13 protein-coding genes are annotated in these 16551 nt (G+C 66.6%); 2 read left to right on the forward strand and 11 right to left on the reverse strand.

What is annotated here, in order from left to right; all coding sequences use genetic code 11:
• The first annotated feature begins 63 nt into the window (after positions 1-63).
• Entirely contained in the window at positions 64-663 is a 600-nt protein-coding gene (locus P3W85_RS31200) for a hypothetical protein (RefSeq protein WP_276267601.1), read from the forward strand.
• Between the two features lie 298 nt (positions 664-961).
• Here the strand turns inward: P3W85_RS31200 and P3W85_RS31205 are convergent, their stop codons facing one another.
• Positions 962-1621, reverse strand: coding sequence for a TetR/AcrR family transcriptional regulator (locus P3W85_RS31205; protein WP_276267611.1), 660 nt, complete (start codon positions 1619-1621; stop codon positions 962-964).
• 255 nt (positions 1622-1876) lie between these two features.
• Here P3W85_RS31205 and P3W85_RS31210 point away from each other — a divergent pair, with 255 nt between their 5' ends.
• Positions 1877-2320, forward strand: coding sequence for a VOC family protein (locus P3W85_RS31210; RefSeq protein ID WP_017228310.1), 444 nt, complete (start codon positions 1877-1879; stop codon positions 2318-2320).
• Between the two features lie 114 nt (positions 2321-2434).
• On the opposite strand, the gene P3W85_RS31215 is transcribed toward P3W85_RS31210, so the two are convergent.
• The 10 genes from P3W85_RS31215 to P3W85_RS31260 form a co-directional block, all read right to left on the reverse strand.
• Positions 2435-2644, reverse strand: a complete 210-nt coding sequence (locus P3W85_RS31215) for a hypothetical protein (RefSeq protein WP_017228311.1) — start codon at positions 2642-2644, stop codon at positions 2435-2437.
• 97 nt (positions 2645-2741) lie between these two features.
• On the reverse strand, positions 2742-3092 hold the full coding sequence (locus P3W85_RS31220; RefSeq protein WP_276267602.1) for a hypothetical protein: 351 nt from the start codon (positions 3090-3092) through the stop codon (positions 2742-2744).
• 244 nt (positions 3093-3336) lie between these two features.
• The gene (locus P3W85_RS31225; protein ID WP_276267603.1) at positions 3337-4317 is read right to left on the reverse strand and encodes a pyridoxal-phosphate dependent enzyme; all 981 of its coding nucleotides are present in this window, start codon (positions 4315-4317) and stop codon (positions 3337-3339) included.
• Between the two features lie 128 nt (positions 4318-4445).
• Positions 4446-5654: a fimbrial protein gene (locus P3W85_RS31230; protein WP_276267604.1), complete on the reverse strand. Its 1209-nt coding sequence runs from the start codon at positions 5652-5654 to the stop codon at positions 4446-4448.
• 193 nt (positions 5655-5847) lie between these two features.
• Positions 5848-8865, reverse strand: coding sequence for a GLUG motif-containing protein (locus P3W85_RS31235; RefSeq protein WP_276267605.1), 3018 nt, complete (start codon positions 8863-8865; stop codon positions 5848-5850).
• An 81-nt stretch (positions 8866-8946) separates the two neighbouring features.
• Entirely contained in the window at positions 8947-10731 is a 1785-nt protein-coding gene (locus P3W85_RS31240; RefSeq protein ID WP_276267606.1) for a ShlB/FhaC/HecB family hemolysin secretion/activation protein, read from the reverse strand.
• A 107-nt stretch (positions 10732-10838) separates the two neighbouring features.
• Positions 10839-11720 carry a fimbria/pilus periplasmic chaperone gene (locus P3W85_RS31245; protein WP_276267607.1) on the reverse strand — a complete coding sequence of 294 codons (882 nt, stop codon included), beginning with the start codon at positions 11718-11720 and terminating at the stop codon, positions 10839-10841.
• A complete protein-coding gene (locus P3W85_RS31250) occupies positions 11717-14566 on the reverse strand; it encodes a fimbria/pilus outer membrane usher protein (protein ID WP_276267608.1) in 2850 nt (949 codons plus the stop codon). Before P3W85_RS31250 ends, P3W85_RS31245 begins: the two co-directional genes overlap by 4 nt.
• Positions 14567-14651: 85 nt before the next feature.
• Positions 14652-15371, reverse strand: a complete 720-nt coding sequence (locus P3W85_RS31255; RefSeq protein WP_276267609.1) for a fimbria/pilus periplasmic chaperone — start codon at positions 15369-15371, stop codon at positions 14652-14654.
• 78 nt (positions 15372-15449) lie between these two features.
• Entirely contained in the window at positions 15450-16022 is a 573-nt protein-coding gene (locus tag P3W85_RS31260; RefSeq protein ID WP_276267610.1) for a fimbrial protein, read from the reverse strand.
• Positions 16023-16551 lie beyond the last annotated feature (529 nt).

Here is a 16551-nt window from a genome sequence, read left to right on the forward strand (position 1 = left end):
ATCTGCGCGAAGCCACCTGAGCGCTCCCGACGCAGCATCGCGCCCGCCTGAGGGCGTGCCGGCATGCTGCGCGACCATCGAGAACACCATGCCGTACGCGTCGCGGGAAATCGGCCGGATCTCCGGAGCCGCGCTGAACGCCTGCATGCCGGCGCTGGCATCGGCATGCGCCGCAACCAGGAAGACATCCGCCGGAGGGTAGCGGGATACAGCCCAGTACGCGCTGTAGTAGTCGGAGAAAATGGAACCCAGGCGGAGCACGGCCCGGTCTTGCAGAGGACAGCCCGTCGCGCTCCCGCAGGCAACGCTGAACATGGCCGACGAGCGCGGTACGCGCGCCTCGAACAGCATCACGCCGGGACGCTCGCTCGAATCGATGCGCCGCAGCTTTACATCGCCGGAGTCGTCGTCGGGGTGCAGGCCCTGGACCCGCGCGCGCAGGCGCATCAGGAAAGCTTCCTGTTCCCTGATATCGCCAGTGATTTCGGAAAAGTGGATGGCGATCAGTTCTTCCTGGTCTTCAACGATGCGGAGCATGCCCCAGCAAAGGGTGCCGGCCAGCATCAGCGCCAATGGAATGACGCCGAACAGCGCGAGACTCAGTTGCCTCTGCGCGCGGGCAAGGCGGCGGATCGGACTGCTTTCCATGAGCGCTGCAGGTAGTGGTAGGCATTCGTGTCTGCAATGGAGACCGGGCGAATGATGGAATTCCTTACAGCGCCGCCACGCTGCCGCCCTGCCTGGCCGACATCGCGCGCACGCCAAAGGAGAGAGATGGCCCACTCCACCCTGCGTAATACAAAGGGGTCACTGACGTGTCACTGGAAATAGGGCATCTTAATGTGTACACCAGATCCGATCATAGCTCAATAGCCCCGGATCAGATCGCGCCCCTGGTGGGAGCGAGAGCCAGGCACGCCCACCTCGTCGCTACCATGGAAGAGCATGGCCCGCGCCGAAGCTACAGGCCTCGTTCCACCATATCCAGCAAGCGTTGTCCGAGCGAGTGCGCCAGGGTGCCATCCACGCCGCGCAGCGGACCGTCGATCACCAGCATGGACAGCCCATGCACACCGGACCACGCAAGATACTCGGCGCCGGGACGCCGCTCGGCCGGCAATACGCCGGCCGCCGCCATGCGGTCCAGTGCCATCCCGAGCAGTTGGAACGGATTCAGCCCGTTGTCCCCGGCCTTGGCCGGGACCGGCACGCCTTGCAGTTCGTCCGGCACCGAGAACGCCGTGCGGAACAGCCCCGGCTCGGCCAATGCGAAACGCATGTAGCCGGTACCGACCGCGCGCAAGCTGGCGCGCGCGAAATCGGCAGGCGGCGCGGTGTCGTCCAGTTCCGCCAAATCGGCTTCGATGGCCGTTGCCAGCGCCGATAGCGCGGCAAAGCGGACGGCCTGCAGTAGATCCATGCGGCTGGCGAAATGCCGGTACGCGGCGTTTGGCACCACGCCGGCACGCCGGGTGGCCTCGCGCAGCACGACCGCATCCGGGCCGCCGTCGCGCGCAAGGTCCATGCCGGCATCCAGCAATGCGCGCCGCAGGTCGCCATGGCGGTAGGTGCTGCGCGCCGGCGGCCCGGCTGCCAGTGATGCCGCAGCCGACAGGTTCATCCGGTCCGGGTCATCCGCTTCCGCCGGCCCGGCCACCCCGGCTGCGGCCTCGATTGCGGCACAGGAAGTGTGCTTGCCCCCTGCCATTACGCCTCCGTGTGGACAGCATCCGTTTTCTTTACTATGGTAGTGGACAGTGTACACAATGTTTCCGCCGGCTCACGGACAGCCGGGGACGCACGGCAGCCTGCAGCCCGAAAGCGTTTCAGGAGCCTCAGACTGCCCCCTCAACCCAGAATGCCTGAAGGAGACAAGATGCTAGTCCAGCCTTATTTGTTCTTTGAAGGCCGCTGCGAGGAAGCGGCCGAGTTCTACAAGCGGGCGCTGAACGCCGAAGTGACCATGCTGATGCGCTTCAAGGAGGCGCCGCCGCCGCAATCTCCCCCGCCCGAGGGTGCCTGTGCCCCCGCGGCGGGCACCGAGGAAAAGATCATGCATATGGCCATGCGGATCGGCGAGACCACGGTCATGCTGTCCGATGGCCGGTGCCAGGGCAAGCCCAACTTCCAGGGCTTCTCGCTTTCGGTGACAGCGCCCGATGTCGCTGCCGCAGATCGCATATTCAACGCGCTGGCCGACGGCGGCCAGGTCCTGATGCCGCTTGGCGAAACGTTCTATTCGCCCCGTTTCGGCATGGTCGCCGACCGCTTCGGCGTGTCGTGGATGGTCATTGTGCTGGCTCCGGAAGGACACAAATAGCCGCACGCTTCTCTTCCCGCCTGATGGCTACCACGGCTGCCGGGCGGGTTGTTCTGCGCATTGCCGCGCCCCACTCCCTCCCGACACCCCAGCGCCGTGCGCGGGGCCGCCAACTCAGTTCGCCTTGCTGTCGGCGCCGGGCGCCGAAGCCGCCTGATCGTTCTTCAGCGCGCAGGGCGTCTGCGCCTGCGTCTTTGCCTGCGCCTGCTTTTGCGCGCGTGCGCGCTCGATGACGGTCCAGTCCGGACCGGCGAATGCAGGCACCGAGGAAGCAAGCGCCGTGACGCTCAACAGCGCCAGCGCGATTTTTTTCGTGGGAATCATGGGAGAGGTGTAACTGGATGGCGTTGCGTGGTGAAGCGGGAGATCTGCCGGCCCGGCCACGGGCGAGGGAACCCGAGGCCAGGCCGGCGGAGCAGGATCAGGCGTTGGCCTGGCTGTCCGTTTGCGCGCCATGCGCGGGAGGCGCCGACACACCGGTCAGGTCACGGCCGGCGAGGTCCAGGGTGGAACCCGCTGCGCCATGCGCGCCGTCCGAGAACGGGTCGCGGCGGTCGTTGACGCGTGCGCCGTCGGTGAACGGGCTGCGCGGGTCGCCGATGCGGGCGCCGTCGGTGAACGGGTCGCGCTTGCCGTTGTGCAGGTTGTAGCCGTATTTGTCGCCGGCGTTGGTGCTATCTTTCGGACCCGTTGCATTGGCTTGGGAGGAGGCCAGTACGCAGAGGCCGAAGGCTGCTGCGGAAACAAGGGTCGTGAAGAGCTTCTTATTCATGATTGCTGCTTTCTTTCCAGAATGGGGCGGCACTTTCCACTTGCAGTGGAGCGGGATAGGCGGATCTGCGTCCCGCATGTCGTCTGTTTCGCCTTTTATCTGCACCGGCGCCGTGAAGCGCGGTACAGGTTCACAGTGTAGTCACCGCGAACCATTCCTGTGATGAATTAAACGTCTGGTTTTCAGTCGGAATTTTCACTTCCGATTTCCGCGGCGGCATGCGCTGGACGTGCCCCCCGCAGCATCAGGATGCGCGGTCCCAGGCCTGCAACTGTTCCACGGTCGCGCCCACGCCACCGCAAACGATGACCAGCACATCCGATGCCGGCGGCGCCACGGCCGGCGCCTGCTCCAGCGCGGCCAGCGCCGCGCCGCACGCCGGCTCCACCACGATCCGGTGCTCCGCCAGGAAGCGCAGGCTGGCGCCCACGGCTGCCTTGTCCGAGACCACCTGGCTGACGATCGGATGCCGCCTGGACCACGCCATCGCCTGGTCGCAAGGCCGCCGCGCCCCCAGCGAAGTGGCGATGCTGGTGACGGCCGGCAGATCCACCGGCACACCGGCCGCCAGCGACGCGGCGTAGCACGCCGCGCCAACCGTCTCGGCCGCGATCACGGGCACGTCGCCCCAGCCGTTCCGGTGCAGCCCGGCGAGAACGCCGCACAGCAGGCCGCCGCCCCCCACCGACAGCACCACCGCGCCCGGCTTGACGCCGGCGGCGGCAACCTCGTCGATCATGGTCGCGTGGCCTTCCCACAGCAGGGGATCGTCGAAGGGATGGACGAAGGCATGGTCCGGCTTCACCAGCGAGAGCGCGTAGTCGTTCGCCTCGCTCCACGCGCGCCCGTGCACGACGAGTTCCGCGCCTTCCAGCGCGATGCGCTCGCGCGCGGCGGCCGATGTGCTTTCCGGCACGACCACCGTCACCGGCACGCCGAGAAGGCGCCCGCTATAGGCCACGGCGATGCCGGCATTGCCGCCGGAAGAGCAGACCAGGTGCTTTGCGCCGCGCTCCTTGTAGGTCCGGCAGGCGTGGCCGATGCCGCGCGCCTTGAACGAGCCCGGCGGCTGGAGCGCTTCCATCTTGAACCACACCGGGCGCCCCAGCCGTGCCGAGTAGGAAGTGGAGCGCAGCAGCGGCGTGACGATGTGCAGGCTCCCATGGGGAAGGTCGCGCGATGCCGTGTGCGAAGTGTCTGGGAGAGCGATATCGGCGTTGGCCATGGGGAGCGTCCTGGATTGCGGCGTGAGTGATCCCGCATGGTAGAAGCCGGGCCTCTATGCCGTCAAATGCCTCAAAAGTGGATGCCTTATACTTTTCAGGCATAGCCAAGGCACTCTCACCGCGACGGCTAGGGGAAGGTGAATGTGAACTCGGCGGAGCCGCCCGCATAGCCCGCCTTCAGCTCGGCGTCGCTGCCGGTGCGGAGGTATTGCGCCGACAGCGGAAGCTTCGCGCTACTGCCATGCTTGGTCATCTCGTATTTCGTGGCGGCGCCGGGATCGCCATAGGCGATGCGCTCCCGGGTGCCGTCCTCGCGCGTCATGATGATGCCGAACCCCTGGGCCACGCTTTGTCCGGCCGGCGCGCTGAGCCGCAATACCGTCTTGTCCGCGTTGGGGGGCGAGGCCTTGTCCCGGAAGCTGATCATGGGCTTGGCGTTGACCGCGCAATTGCTCAGGGCGATTTCGAAGTGCTTCGGCGGCGAAGTGTCGCCGAGCGCCTTGAACTGGCTGAGGGGAACGCGCCCCAGATCGACCGGAATGATCTGGTTGGCCACGACGTCGCATTTTTTCGGGATCACAGGCGGAGGGCTGCCGCCGATACTGACGATACCCGTGCTGTCGAAGGTAATGAACTCACGGCATCCCTGGCTCGAGTTGGGCACGACAAACGTACTGCCCAGGCTCACCCCGGCCGATGTCAGAAAGTCCACCGAGTGGATCCTCACCTGGAGACCGCCGGGGATGCCGGTCACCTGGATGTCGCCCGGGCCGAACGTGTTCGGGTCCTTGGTCAGGACCAGAAACTGCCTGTAGCTTGAGACGGTCTGTCCTCCAGACCCTCCCGAGGGCCCTAACCCTTCGGCCTTGACAGGCAGTAGATTTACGGCAATCGGGTTTGTCTGCTTGAGGAGGAGCCGGCTGACGCCATCTGGCGATAAGGCTTCCCACTTGAAACCGATGCCGTCGATATTCGTTGGCGCAATGCCATTGGGAATGGGCGCTCCCATTCCCTCTACCCAGTGCGCGCCTGTGACCAGGTCGTGGGCGTCGCGCGTCGGCGGGGTATAGCCGAACGCGGTTGTCATCGCGAACCGCCGTTCCATCAGGACCGTGCCGATGGCCGTGCTGCTGGTCAGGGGATTGGCCACCGTCCAGGGCTGGATTTCCTGCGCATTGGGATGCCTGCAGTTGACGGCCGTCGAATTTTCCAAAACCGCGCGGGCACTACCGCTTGCCAGCCCCAGCAATAGCATGGCGAGGAACAGGCACGCGGATTGGTGTGCCCCCCGGGCAATCGCCGACCGCCCTGCTCCGGGCAATTCATTCATGTTCATACCGTTCTCCATATCCCCATGCATTCCCAATCTTTCGAGATGGTGTAACGAGGCCCCGATACACCAGCCCCGGTTGGCCCCGCCACATGCACATCTCCTCCCTTGTGCTCCATTGCCCGGCAGGATGCCCTGGCATGCCGCAACACGGGCATGCCAGGGCCTGCCGGTCAGGCCGGAGGAACGCCTGGGCGCCTTACTGGATGACGCCGTAGTTGAGGCCGGCCAGCGGCACCAGGGCGGCAGAGCCGGAAACGCTGTTGCCATCCATCAGGCCGAAGTTCACGCCGACCAGGCCGCCATAGACCTGGCCATAGTTCGGTATGAAGCCGAGCCTGCTGCTCGTGCTCGAGTACTCGACCTTGCCCATGTTCAGGCCGACCAGGCCGCCCATCGTCGTGTAGCTGCCGCCGCTCACCGTACCGGAGGACGACGAAGCGCGGATTGCGCCCTGGTTCTGCCCAACCAGGCCGCCCACCACGCTGCGGCTCTCCCCCTTGACGTTGCCGCTGGCCGTGCCCGACACGATCGCGGTATCGTTGCCAGCCGCATTGGTGCCGACCAGGCCGCCGACAAAGCTGTTCGCGCCGGCATAGACCTCGCCGCTGGCTTCCACCGCCACCAGGTCGCCGCCGTTGTAGCCGACCAGGCCGCCGGTGTGGCTGTTGGCGCCGCCGGAGGTCCTGCCCCGCGCCACCGAACCCTGGATGGTGCCGCTGTAGTTGCTGCCGACCAGGCCGCCCACGCGGTTGTTGCTGCCGCCGATCACGGCGCCGGTGGCTTCGGCGCCGAGGATGGTGCCGCCGTCGTTGCTGCCGGCCAGGCCGCCCACGTCGATGCCGGCATAATCCGTGACAACGCCGCTGGCCTTGACGTTCCTCAGGCTGCCGTCCCTGTTCTGGCCCACCAGGCCGCCGATCGCCACGGCGCCGTTGCCGTTCACGCGGCCGCTGGCGGAGGCATCGGCAATGCTGCCGCCGGCGTCGTTGAGGCCAACCAGGCCGCCGACGATGGCATTGCCGGCGGCGCCGGTGTTGCCGCTGGAGAAGACGCGCTCGATCACGCCGCCGTGGTTGTAGCCCACCAGGCCGCCCACGTTCAGGCCACCATAGTAGGTGCCGACGGGGCCGCGGCTGGACGAATCGGCAATATAGCTTTTGCGCCCGGTGTTCAGCCCGACCAGGCCGCCCACGCCGCCCATGGCGGTGCGCTGCATATAGCCCGAGAGCTGGACGTCCGTCGTGCTGCGGGTCACGCGGCCCGCGTTCTCGCCGACCAGGCCGCCGAGCGACTGGAGCAGGCTGTTGCCGCTCAGATTGGTGAGGCTCACCGAGGCGCGGTCGATGGTGGCGCCTTCAAGGTTGCGGCCCACCAGGCCGCCCATCACATGGGCGCCCCCGGTGTTGCTGCTGAGGCGCATGCCAGTGGCGGTGACGTTGGAGATGGTGCCGGCGTTCTGCCCGACCAGCCCGCCGATCGCCGCGGCGCCGACGCTACCCGACGTTGCGTTGACCGACAGGTTGGCCAGGGCGAGGTTGCCGATGCGGCCCGACGATGCCGCGAACAGGCCGGAGAAAAGCCCGGTGCTGGTCACCGAGAGGTTGCTCATGGTGTTGCCCAGGCCGTCGAAGATGCCGGAGAACGTGCCGTAGTCGCCGCCGATCGACCTCAGGCTGCCGCCGTTGATCCGGTTGCCCAGCACATAGTAGCCGCCCAGATTGTCGTTGATGGCCTGCAACTGCGCGAGGTTCTGGATCACGTTATAGGCAAAGCCGTTCGACCTGTACGACGCGCCCGTCCCCGACAGCGTGACCACCGCGCCGTTGTTCAGGTTCAGCGCGCCGCCATGATTCAGCGCCAGGCTGTTGCCGGCCCCGCTGAGCGTGACCTTGTCGTTCAGGTTGATATCGCTGGCGGCGTCCATGGCCACGCCGGCGTTGACGCCGGTGGCGGTCAGCGCGCCGTTCACGTTGACGTCGCCGGCCGAGGCCAGGGTCAGCCGGTTGCCGCTGTTCCAGGTGATGGGCGCGTTAACCGAGAGATTGCCCACGGTGCTGGCCAGTTCGATATTGGTGGTGCCCAGGTTGCGCGAGAGCGTGTCGCCAAGCAGGGTGCTCGCGCCGCCGGCGGCGGTCTGGTTGACGTTGACATCCAGCGCGCTGAGCTTCCAGGTGCCGGTCTGCCCGTTGTTGGCCTGGGTATTGACCTGGGTGCCCAGATGCACCTGCACGTCGGCGCCCCGGGTCTCGATGGTGCCGCCGTTGCCGGGGCCGGTCATGGCGCTGGCGTTCAGGCTGCCGCCCACGCGCACCACGCCGGCGCCGCCGCCGTCCAGCGTGATCCTGCCGGCATTGCCCTGCAGTGTCTTGGCCTCGATCACGCCGGTATTGTTCACCACGGTCTGCTGCACGTTGCCGGCGGCCTGGGCCGTCATCAGCACCTGGCCGCCGTCCGCCTTGAGCAAGCCGCCGTTTTCCACCATTGCGTCCACCACGCCGCCGTTTACCCGCAGGTTGAGCAGGTTGCCGGCGTCGAAGCTCACGGTGAAGTCATTGCCGGCGCCCAGCGCCACCCGGCCCATCCTGGCCTCGATCAGGCCGGTGTTGCTGACCGTCCTGCCCAGCAGCGCCACGCTGCCGCCCGGCGCGGCGGTGATCCGGCCGGAATTGTTTACGAACGAGCCCGCGCCGCCGGCAAAGCGGTAGTTCCCGTTGTTGAAATCCGCGTTGCTGATGTCCGCCGTCGAGGCCACCAGGCCACCCACATTGACCTGGGCGGTTCTGCCGAACACGATCCCGTTGGGGTTGACCAGGAACACGCGGCCGTTGGCATCGATCTGGCCCTGGATATCGCTGGCGGCCGCGGTGAGGACGCGGTTGAGCGCAACCGAGTTGCTGCCGGGCTGGTTGAACAGGACCTTCTGTCCGACGCCAACGTTGAAAGTGTTCCAGTTGATGATCAGCTTGTCGCTCGACTGGTTGATCGACATACCCTGGTTGTTGTTGAAGAGCGCGATGTTGCCGCTGCCCGACACGATCTCTTGGCCTGTCGGCAATGCATGCGCCGGCGCCAGCGCCCCCAGCCCCAGCAGCGCCACGGCGGCGGCAATCACGCGCCGGGCGCCGGCCGACTTGCCGCGGCGGCGAGTCCCTTCGCTGGCGACGTTCCAGCATTCCTGGGCCTGGTTCCAGACCAGTGCGTAGCTCTTGTTCATATTGACCTCATTCCACGTTATATAAAAAACTGCTGGGATCCCGGCAGCACGGGTACTGCACCGACACGGCTCACGGCGCGCTCAGAAGTACTGCGCGCCCTGAACCCAGAACCTGGGGCTGCGCACCGGCCCCCCGCTTTGATCGCGCTGGCCCACGGGCCAGGCCAGCGCCAGGCTGATCTGATGCCCCTGCCCCACCCAGGCGCCACCGACGCCCGCGCCCGTCAGCCGGCGCGTGTTGCGCTCCCTGGTCCAGGGCTGCTTGTTGATATCCACCACGCTCTTGTCCACGAAGGCGCTCAGTTGCCAGCCGGGCGCCACCGCGTAGCGCAGCTCCAGGCTGGCCTGCCAGCCCTGGTCGCCGCTGCCTGCGCCCAGCGCATAGGCGCGCACGCCATTGGGCCCGCCCATGCCGAACTTCTCCGAACCGTCGAGGTTGCCGGCGGCCCATTGCGCATTGACCTGGGCATAGAGCTGCAGGCGGTTGCCCAGCTGCTGCAGGCGCGCCGCGTTCAGGTTCAGCTTGCTGAAGCTGCCGCCGGCCCGCGCGCTGATCCGGTCGATGAATTCCGTCAGCGGATCACCGATGCGCAGCCGTCCCGTGCTGTAGCTCGCCGAGAACACGGTCTGCCCGCCACCGAACAAGCTGTCCTGGCTGTTGCCGTTCACGCCGGCGGTCCACAGTCCCACGCGCTTGCTCACGCTGGTTTCGAACAGATCCATCTCGTCGCGCAGCCGCTTGTCGTCGTATTGCAGTTGCGCGCTCAGGTTGAAGGCACGGCTGCGCAGCAGCGGCTGCGCGACGAAAACGCTGCGGATGCCGGCGCGGCCGTGTGCTTCCAGCACCGAGAAATCCTTGCCGAGGTGATAGCCCATCTCTGAGTACGACACGCCCACGCGCGTGGACCAGGGCCCGACCGGCAACTGGTAGCCGGCGCGGTAGTAGCGCTGCCGCTTGTCGCTGCCGAGCACGCGCAGGTTCAACTGGTCTCCCAGCCGCAACGGGTAGTTGAGGTAGACGCTGCCGCCCAGGCGGTATTCGCCGGTGTAGAAGCCGCCGTAGTTGTCTGCCTCCACGCTGCCGCCGGCCAGCGGACCGGGCTCCGCCTCGACCAGCAGGTCGGTGGTACCGGGCTCCGAGCCAGCCTGCAGGGTGCCTTTGATCCCGATGCCGGGCATGTCGTTCAGCAGCAGCAGGCGGCTCTCCAGCTCCCCGCCATGGACCGCCTCGCCGCTCTTGAGCCGCGACAGGGGCTGGCGCAGCACGCCGTCGAACACGCGCGACCCGTTCTGCAAGGCAATCTGTCCATACCTGCCTTCCACGACTTCGAGCCGGACCATGCCGTCCTCGATATCCTGCTGCGGCAGGAAGGCGCGCGCCAGCAGATAGCCATGCTCGTGGTAATACGCGGTGATGCGGTCCGCCGCCGCGCGCAGGCCGGCAAGGTCCTGTTCGCTGCCGTTCAGGTCGGCCAGCAGGGGCAGCAATTGCGCCGGGTCGAATACCTGGTTCCCGTCGATGCGAAAGCCCCGCACCTTCAGGCGTATCCCCGGCGCCTCGGGCGCGGCCGGCGCGGCGCGATCGTCCGCTTTAGGCAAATCCAGCTCCAGGCCGGACGGCGCGGGCAATTCCGGACGCACGGTCTCCAGATCGCGCATGGTCTGTCCGGCCCTGGGCACATTCGGCACATTCGGCACGCCAGGCACCTGCGCCTGCCCCGCTGCCGGCAGCAGCATCATCAGACCGACGCCGCAGGCGCGCAGCGCCGCGCCGCGCCGCACGGCCCGCCCGGCAACGGCCGGGCAAACTCGTACATCGGCATCGACAAAGGTTTCGCCGCCGCCCGTCATTTGATTTCTTCCCATCGCCATCACATGTATTTCACGGCCGGCCCATGCGATGCGCATGCGCCGCCCACAACCTGGAAAACCCAGGTCTTCCCTCGTAGAAAATGCCGGTCCCCGCGCGGGCGCTACCTTGCCACTGGCGCATTCCCGACAACCAGTTCGCCGCTATCCCTGGCGGCTTCGTAGCGGATCACCGCCTCGTCCCCGGCACCGCCCTTCAAGCTGCCTAGCGCGATCCGCGTGACGCCGAGCGGCGCGATGGTCTGGCCGTCCAGCGCCACCGACGCGACGCCGCGCCGGATCTCCAGACGCGCCAGCGAGACGTGGTAAGGCGTGGGGTTGGTCGCTACCAGGACGGCACCGCCCTCCTTCCCTTCGGGGCCGAACGCCCATGTCACCCGGCCGGCGGCTTCGTCGGCATTGCCAGGCAAGCCCGCCGGCCGGAACAGCAGCTTCATGCGCGTACGGTAGGAGAGGCGCAGCAGATAGGTGCTGTCCTCGGCCAGCGGCGGCACCTCCAGGAGATTGATCCAGAACACCGACTCGCGATCGCCCGGGAGCGGCTCGCCGGTGTAGCGCAGCCGGAGCACGGTCTTGCGCTCGGGGTCCAGCCTGAGCAGCGGCGGCGACAGGATGAAGGGCACGTTCAGCGTCGCCGGATCGGCATTGGCGTCGCCCTGGTCCAGCCACGCCTGGACCAGGATCGGGCTGGCGCCGGCATTGCGCAGCCTCACGTTCAGCTCCGGCGCATCGGCGGGGTAGATGAAGCGGGTGCCGATGATCGACAGCGCGGCCTGCACCCCGGCGGGCGCCAGGACCAGCAGGAAAGCCAGCGCGAGCACCGCGCCGTGCCATGGCCGGGCGCAATGCGGCCCGCGACGGATCCGGCCCGGGCTGATCGGATCGATCATGCTGCCCGGCCCCCCTTGATCGGGCATGCCGGCCGGATTGACTGGCGCTGCCGCATTGCTGCTGTCCAGCACTGCTGCGGGCACGTTCAACCTCACGGACGCCCCGCCAGCTTCTTGTTGTTCACGCCACCGTCCGGCAGCGGACGGCACTCCAGATCCAGCATCTCGTAGCCGCTGCGTTTGCCCTCGGCGCGCGCCGGCAGGGTGTAGTCGATCGCGCAGCGCTCTTCGGGCTTCCTGCCCCATTCGACGCGGATCGTGCCACTGTCCTTTTCGCTGCGCACCACCAGGCGGCTGCCCTGGCCCACGGCGCCGATCGCCATGCCGCTTTCGGCATCGATGGCGGCGGCGGCGAAAGGCAGCAGCTCGCCGTTGGGCATACGGCTGTTGATGAGTACGGGGCGGGCCCTGCGCGTTTCGTAGGTGAGCATCACCACCGCGCCGGCGCGCGGCGCAACGCTGCGCGAAGTCACTTTCAGCTCGACGTCCTCCGGCATGTCCCTGGGATCGACATCGATGCTGTTCAACTGGTAAGGCGTCAGGCTGGGAACGACCGCGTAGCCGCTCCGGCCCACGCGGGCGCCGCCGTAGCCGACCTGGGCGCCCGGCGCATCCGCCACATGGGCCACGCCGATGGTCTCGCTCAGGGTCTGCGCCATGGAAATGCCGCCCGGGTGCATGACGAGGCCACCCTGCGCGCTGGCGGAAGCCTGGCGATAGCCCTGCCCCTGGCCGATGCTGGCGCCCAGCGTGACCTCGGGCAGGCGGTAGTTGATGCTGGCGTTGCCCGAGGTGGCGTGGCGCCGGTCGTCGTAGGTGCCGGAGAGCGAGTAGGAGCCCTTGCCGCCTTCGTCGAGGCGCCCCGCCACGCCGGTGGAGACCTGCGTGCCGGAACGGTCGTCGTGCGTGGCGAAGGTGTTCAGGACGGGAGCGCCGCGCGCCGACTTCCCCAGCGGAATCGACAGGTTGAGGCTGACCAGCGTGCTGTTGGCGCTGCTGGTGCCGCCGAACAGGGCTCCGCCGGACGCCGCGTTCTGCACCCGCTGCACCGACAGGGAATAGGTGTTGCCGCGCCACTGGTTGCTATAGCCCAGCGTGAAGCTGAGCGCCCGGCCGCGCTGGTTCCAGTATTGGAGCGAGGAGCCGTTGAGGTAGATGCTGCCGCCGCTCGCGCCGAGCTGCTGGCTGATGTTGGCATCCACCCTGCTGCGCATGCGCGCATAGGAATCGGTGGTTGCGCCGCGTTCGACTGCATCATGCAGCATCAGCGCGTCGCGCAGCCCAAGAAAACCGCCCGTGGAATAGCGGTACGCCAGCAGCGAGAAGTTGGTGCCGCTATTGGGCAGGTTCTTGCTGTACGAAACACGGAAGCTGGCGCCGCGCAGGCTGTCGCCGTTCGGCACGGTGGCCCTGGCCCAGGTGACGTCGGCGCCGAAGCCGCCGAAGGACGTGTTGAGCGCCCCGCCCAGCAGCCCGGACATATAGTTGCTGGCGACGGCCACGCCACCGTAGCCGGTCACCATATTGTTGATGCCGTGCTGCAGCGTGCCCTGGACGATGTACTGTCCGCTGCCTCGCAGCGACAGGTCGCTGGCCTTGCCCGCGGTCATGCTATAGCGCGTGACGCCGGGCCGCAGCAGTTGCACCGTGGTGGCGAAGGGCACCACGAAAACACGCGCGGCGCCATTGGCCTCCGTCACGGTGACCTGCAGGTCGCCGCCGTAGCTGGCCACCTGCAGGTCATCGATCTCGAACGGCCCCGGCGCCACGGTGGTCTCGTAGACCAGGTAGCCGCGCTGATGGACCGAAACCCTGGCGTTCGAGCTGGCGGTGCCGCGCACCACCGGCGCGTAGTAGCGCTGCGCTTCGGGCAGCATGCGGTCGTCGCTGAAGATCTGCGCGCCGCGAAAGGAAACCGCATCGAACAGCTCGCCGCTGGTCGAACTCTCGCCAACCAGCAGTTGCGAGCGCAGCGCGGGCAGATCGGTCTGCGCATAGATGTAGCCGCGCTGGTAGCGGCTGCCGCTCTGCGGCGACCACGTGAGCGTGCCGTTGTGGCGCAGGCGCAGCGGCCCCAGATTCGCCCCCAGGTTCAGGCCCGCATAGGCCTGGGTGGTGTTGCGTCCCTGGCTCTCGGTGGTGAATATATTGGTGTTGTAGTTGAGCAGCACGGCCGGGACGCCACTGTCCCAACTCTGCGGATCGACATAATTCTTCGACGTGGTCAGCCGCAGGTAGTATTGCGGCACGGAGAGATAGACCCGCTGCTCCGCCTGGTCGAACTTGAGCTCGGCGCCGGGAACATAACGCCCGATGTCGTCGCAGACCAGCCCCTCCGGCAGCGGGTTGGGCGGCCTATCGGGATCCTGGCCGCGTGCGCTCCTGGCCAGGTCGACACCCGCCCGCACGAGCAGATCGCGGTCATAGCAGGCCTGCGCGCTTTCCTTGCCCGCAACCTGCCTGAACTCCATGTCCTCGGTGCCGCGCCAGTTGCCGTTGACGTGCAGTTCAACGCGATACCTGCCCGGCGCGACGATATCGGGCCGCTCGAAGCGGCTGGTGTCGATCGTGAGGCCTTCGGGGCCCTGCGCCAGCATGTAGGAGTCGAAGACCACCCGCTTGCTGTCCAGGGCGGCCAGCAGCTTCGGCTCAGGCTCGCTGCCGGGCGACGGGGCATGCTCCGCGCCGCGCTCCTGCGCCGGCTTCTTTTCCTGCGCCAGGCTCTCGCCGATCTGCGCGCCGATATCGATGGACTGGCGCGATCCCGAGCCCTGCCCCGCCACCGCGGTTGCCGCGGCCCACGCCACCGGCGACATCGCGAGCGCCGCCACGGCGCCGATCAGGCGTGGCGCAAGGCGCTCCAGCCGGGAAGCCGGCGCCAAGGCCACAACGGTGCCGCCGGGCGGGCCAGGGCGTCGAACAAGGCGTACTGAGGATTGCATATACCGACGGTTGTCCTATCTGCGAAAGCTGGAAGCCGCCGTACCGGCAGCACGGCGGGAGGAGTCGGAGGGGTACTTCCGGCGCTCAATTCGCCAACGGCTTTTCTTCGGTGTACCGGCCGCCGTAGTCGTTGATGACTTCGTACCGGACCGAGGCGCTGGCGTGGTTGCCGGGCCTGGCCTCCGGCAGCACGAAGGTTTCCTTGCCGAGCGGGGCGACCATGCCGCCGCCCGCGGATACGGACTTGCCGTCCAGTTGGGCTTCCACCCGGCCGAAGGAAACGTGGTACGGAGTGGGGTTGCTGACTTCCACCGCAAGCTGCTTCGCTGGCTTGCCTCCCGTCCCCTGGCCATCCACGGTGGCCAGTTTCCAGGTGAGCTTGCCGGGGGCGGCATCGACCTCCGTCAGCTCGGTTGGGCGAAAAAACAACTTGATGCGGCTTCTGAAAGCGAACCGGAGCGCATTCTCGGCCCCCTCCTGCTTTGGGGGCACCTCCAGCACATTGAGCCAGAATACGGACTCACGATCCTGCGGCAGCGGCTCCTTCGTATAGGCGATGCGCAGCACCGCGCCCCGGCCGGGCTCCACCCGGCCGACCGCCGGCGCGATCGTGAAGGGCACTTTCATTTTCTCGGGCGGAACGTTCTCGCGGCCGTCGTCCAGCCAGTTCTGCACGAGAACGGGCGCGTCGCCGGTGTTGTTCAGCCTCAAGGTAACCTCGCGGGCATCGGCGGGAAACACTATCCGCGTACCCTGTATGACAATGGCGGCCTGCGCCATGCCGGAGCAGGCGGCAAGCGCCACGACGCCGGCTGCAGCAAGGAAGGAAGAGATGCGAGCGACCGACGTCATGGCATTCCCAGTAGTTAATCCCGGCTCGGTTTAGTAGTAGGCCATCGTGTAGCGGAGGGACGAATTCCCCGCACCGCTTTCGACGGTGGCACCGGTCTGGACATAGTTCGCTATAAAGCTCAGCGTTGCGGTGTTGTTCGCGATCTTGGCCGCCTGCGGGGCCGCCTGCGCCTGGTTCAGCGCGATCTTGCCGGTTGCGCCATTGCCAGCGTCGCTGATCATGATCTGCACGCCCTTCGCCGGCATGTTGCCTTGCAGGATCAGGTTGCCGGTGACGGGATCGATGTTGCCCGAGCTCGTGTCGAAAGACACGGAGGCCGACTTACCGTCCTTGCAGGCAGGGCCGCCGCCCAGCACCAGGTTGAAGGGCTTGTCGGCAGACTTCGTGCCGATCCCCGTGAACACGGCCGGGTCCACCTGGCCGCCCAGGTCCAGTTCGTACCGGTTGCCGGCACCCGGCTGCTGGCCGTTGATGGTGCAAGTGACATCCGTGACGGAACCGGTGAAAACAAGCTGGCCATCGAACGCATGGGACAGCGAGGGAGCCATGGCGGCCATTGCCACGCAGGTGGCGGCCAGAGGAGCGAGGATAGTGCGCTTCATGTGATTTCCTTCTTTGGTTGGTAGTTGGGGTATGAACCAATCTATTGGCGATGCCCCGGTTTAAACGCAGGTTCGCAATGGAACTGCCACACCGGCTGCGGGACCGTTCCGTTTACGGCCAGACTCCCTGAACGCCTGGTTCATTCACGACCGGACCCACAGTGACACCTAGGTCACTCGACGGTGACCGAATCATATAGGTCAAAAACCAGAATCAACCCCAGAAATTTCTGGTTCTATTCCGCACGAAATAATTAATTGAATTTAAACAATCCACCCTGAATCCAGCAACCGGATCAGCCGCACCAGGCTTACCCCACGATTCGCCCACCCCACGCTGGTTGCGGCCACCCACCGCCTTCGGCAACCTATCCTCATCCGCATAGAACCGCCCCATGCCAATGCCATTACCTAAAGTTATATTTACATCTGATTTCAATGTTTTTTATCTATACAAATTCACTTACGCACTGCACCAAATCGCCACCTACAACTCAACACAAAAAAACATTACCTAAAAGCATACAAA

It is taken from the genome of Cupriavidus basilensis (assembly GCF_029335485.1).
Lineage (GTDB): Bacteria > Pseudomonadota > Gammaproteobacteria > Burkholderiales > Burkholderiaceae > Cupriavidus > Cupriavidus basilensis_E.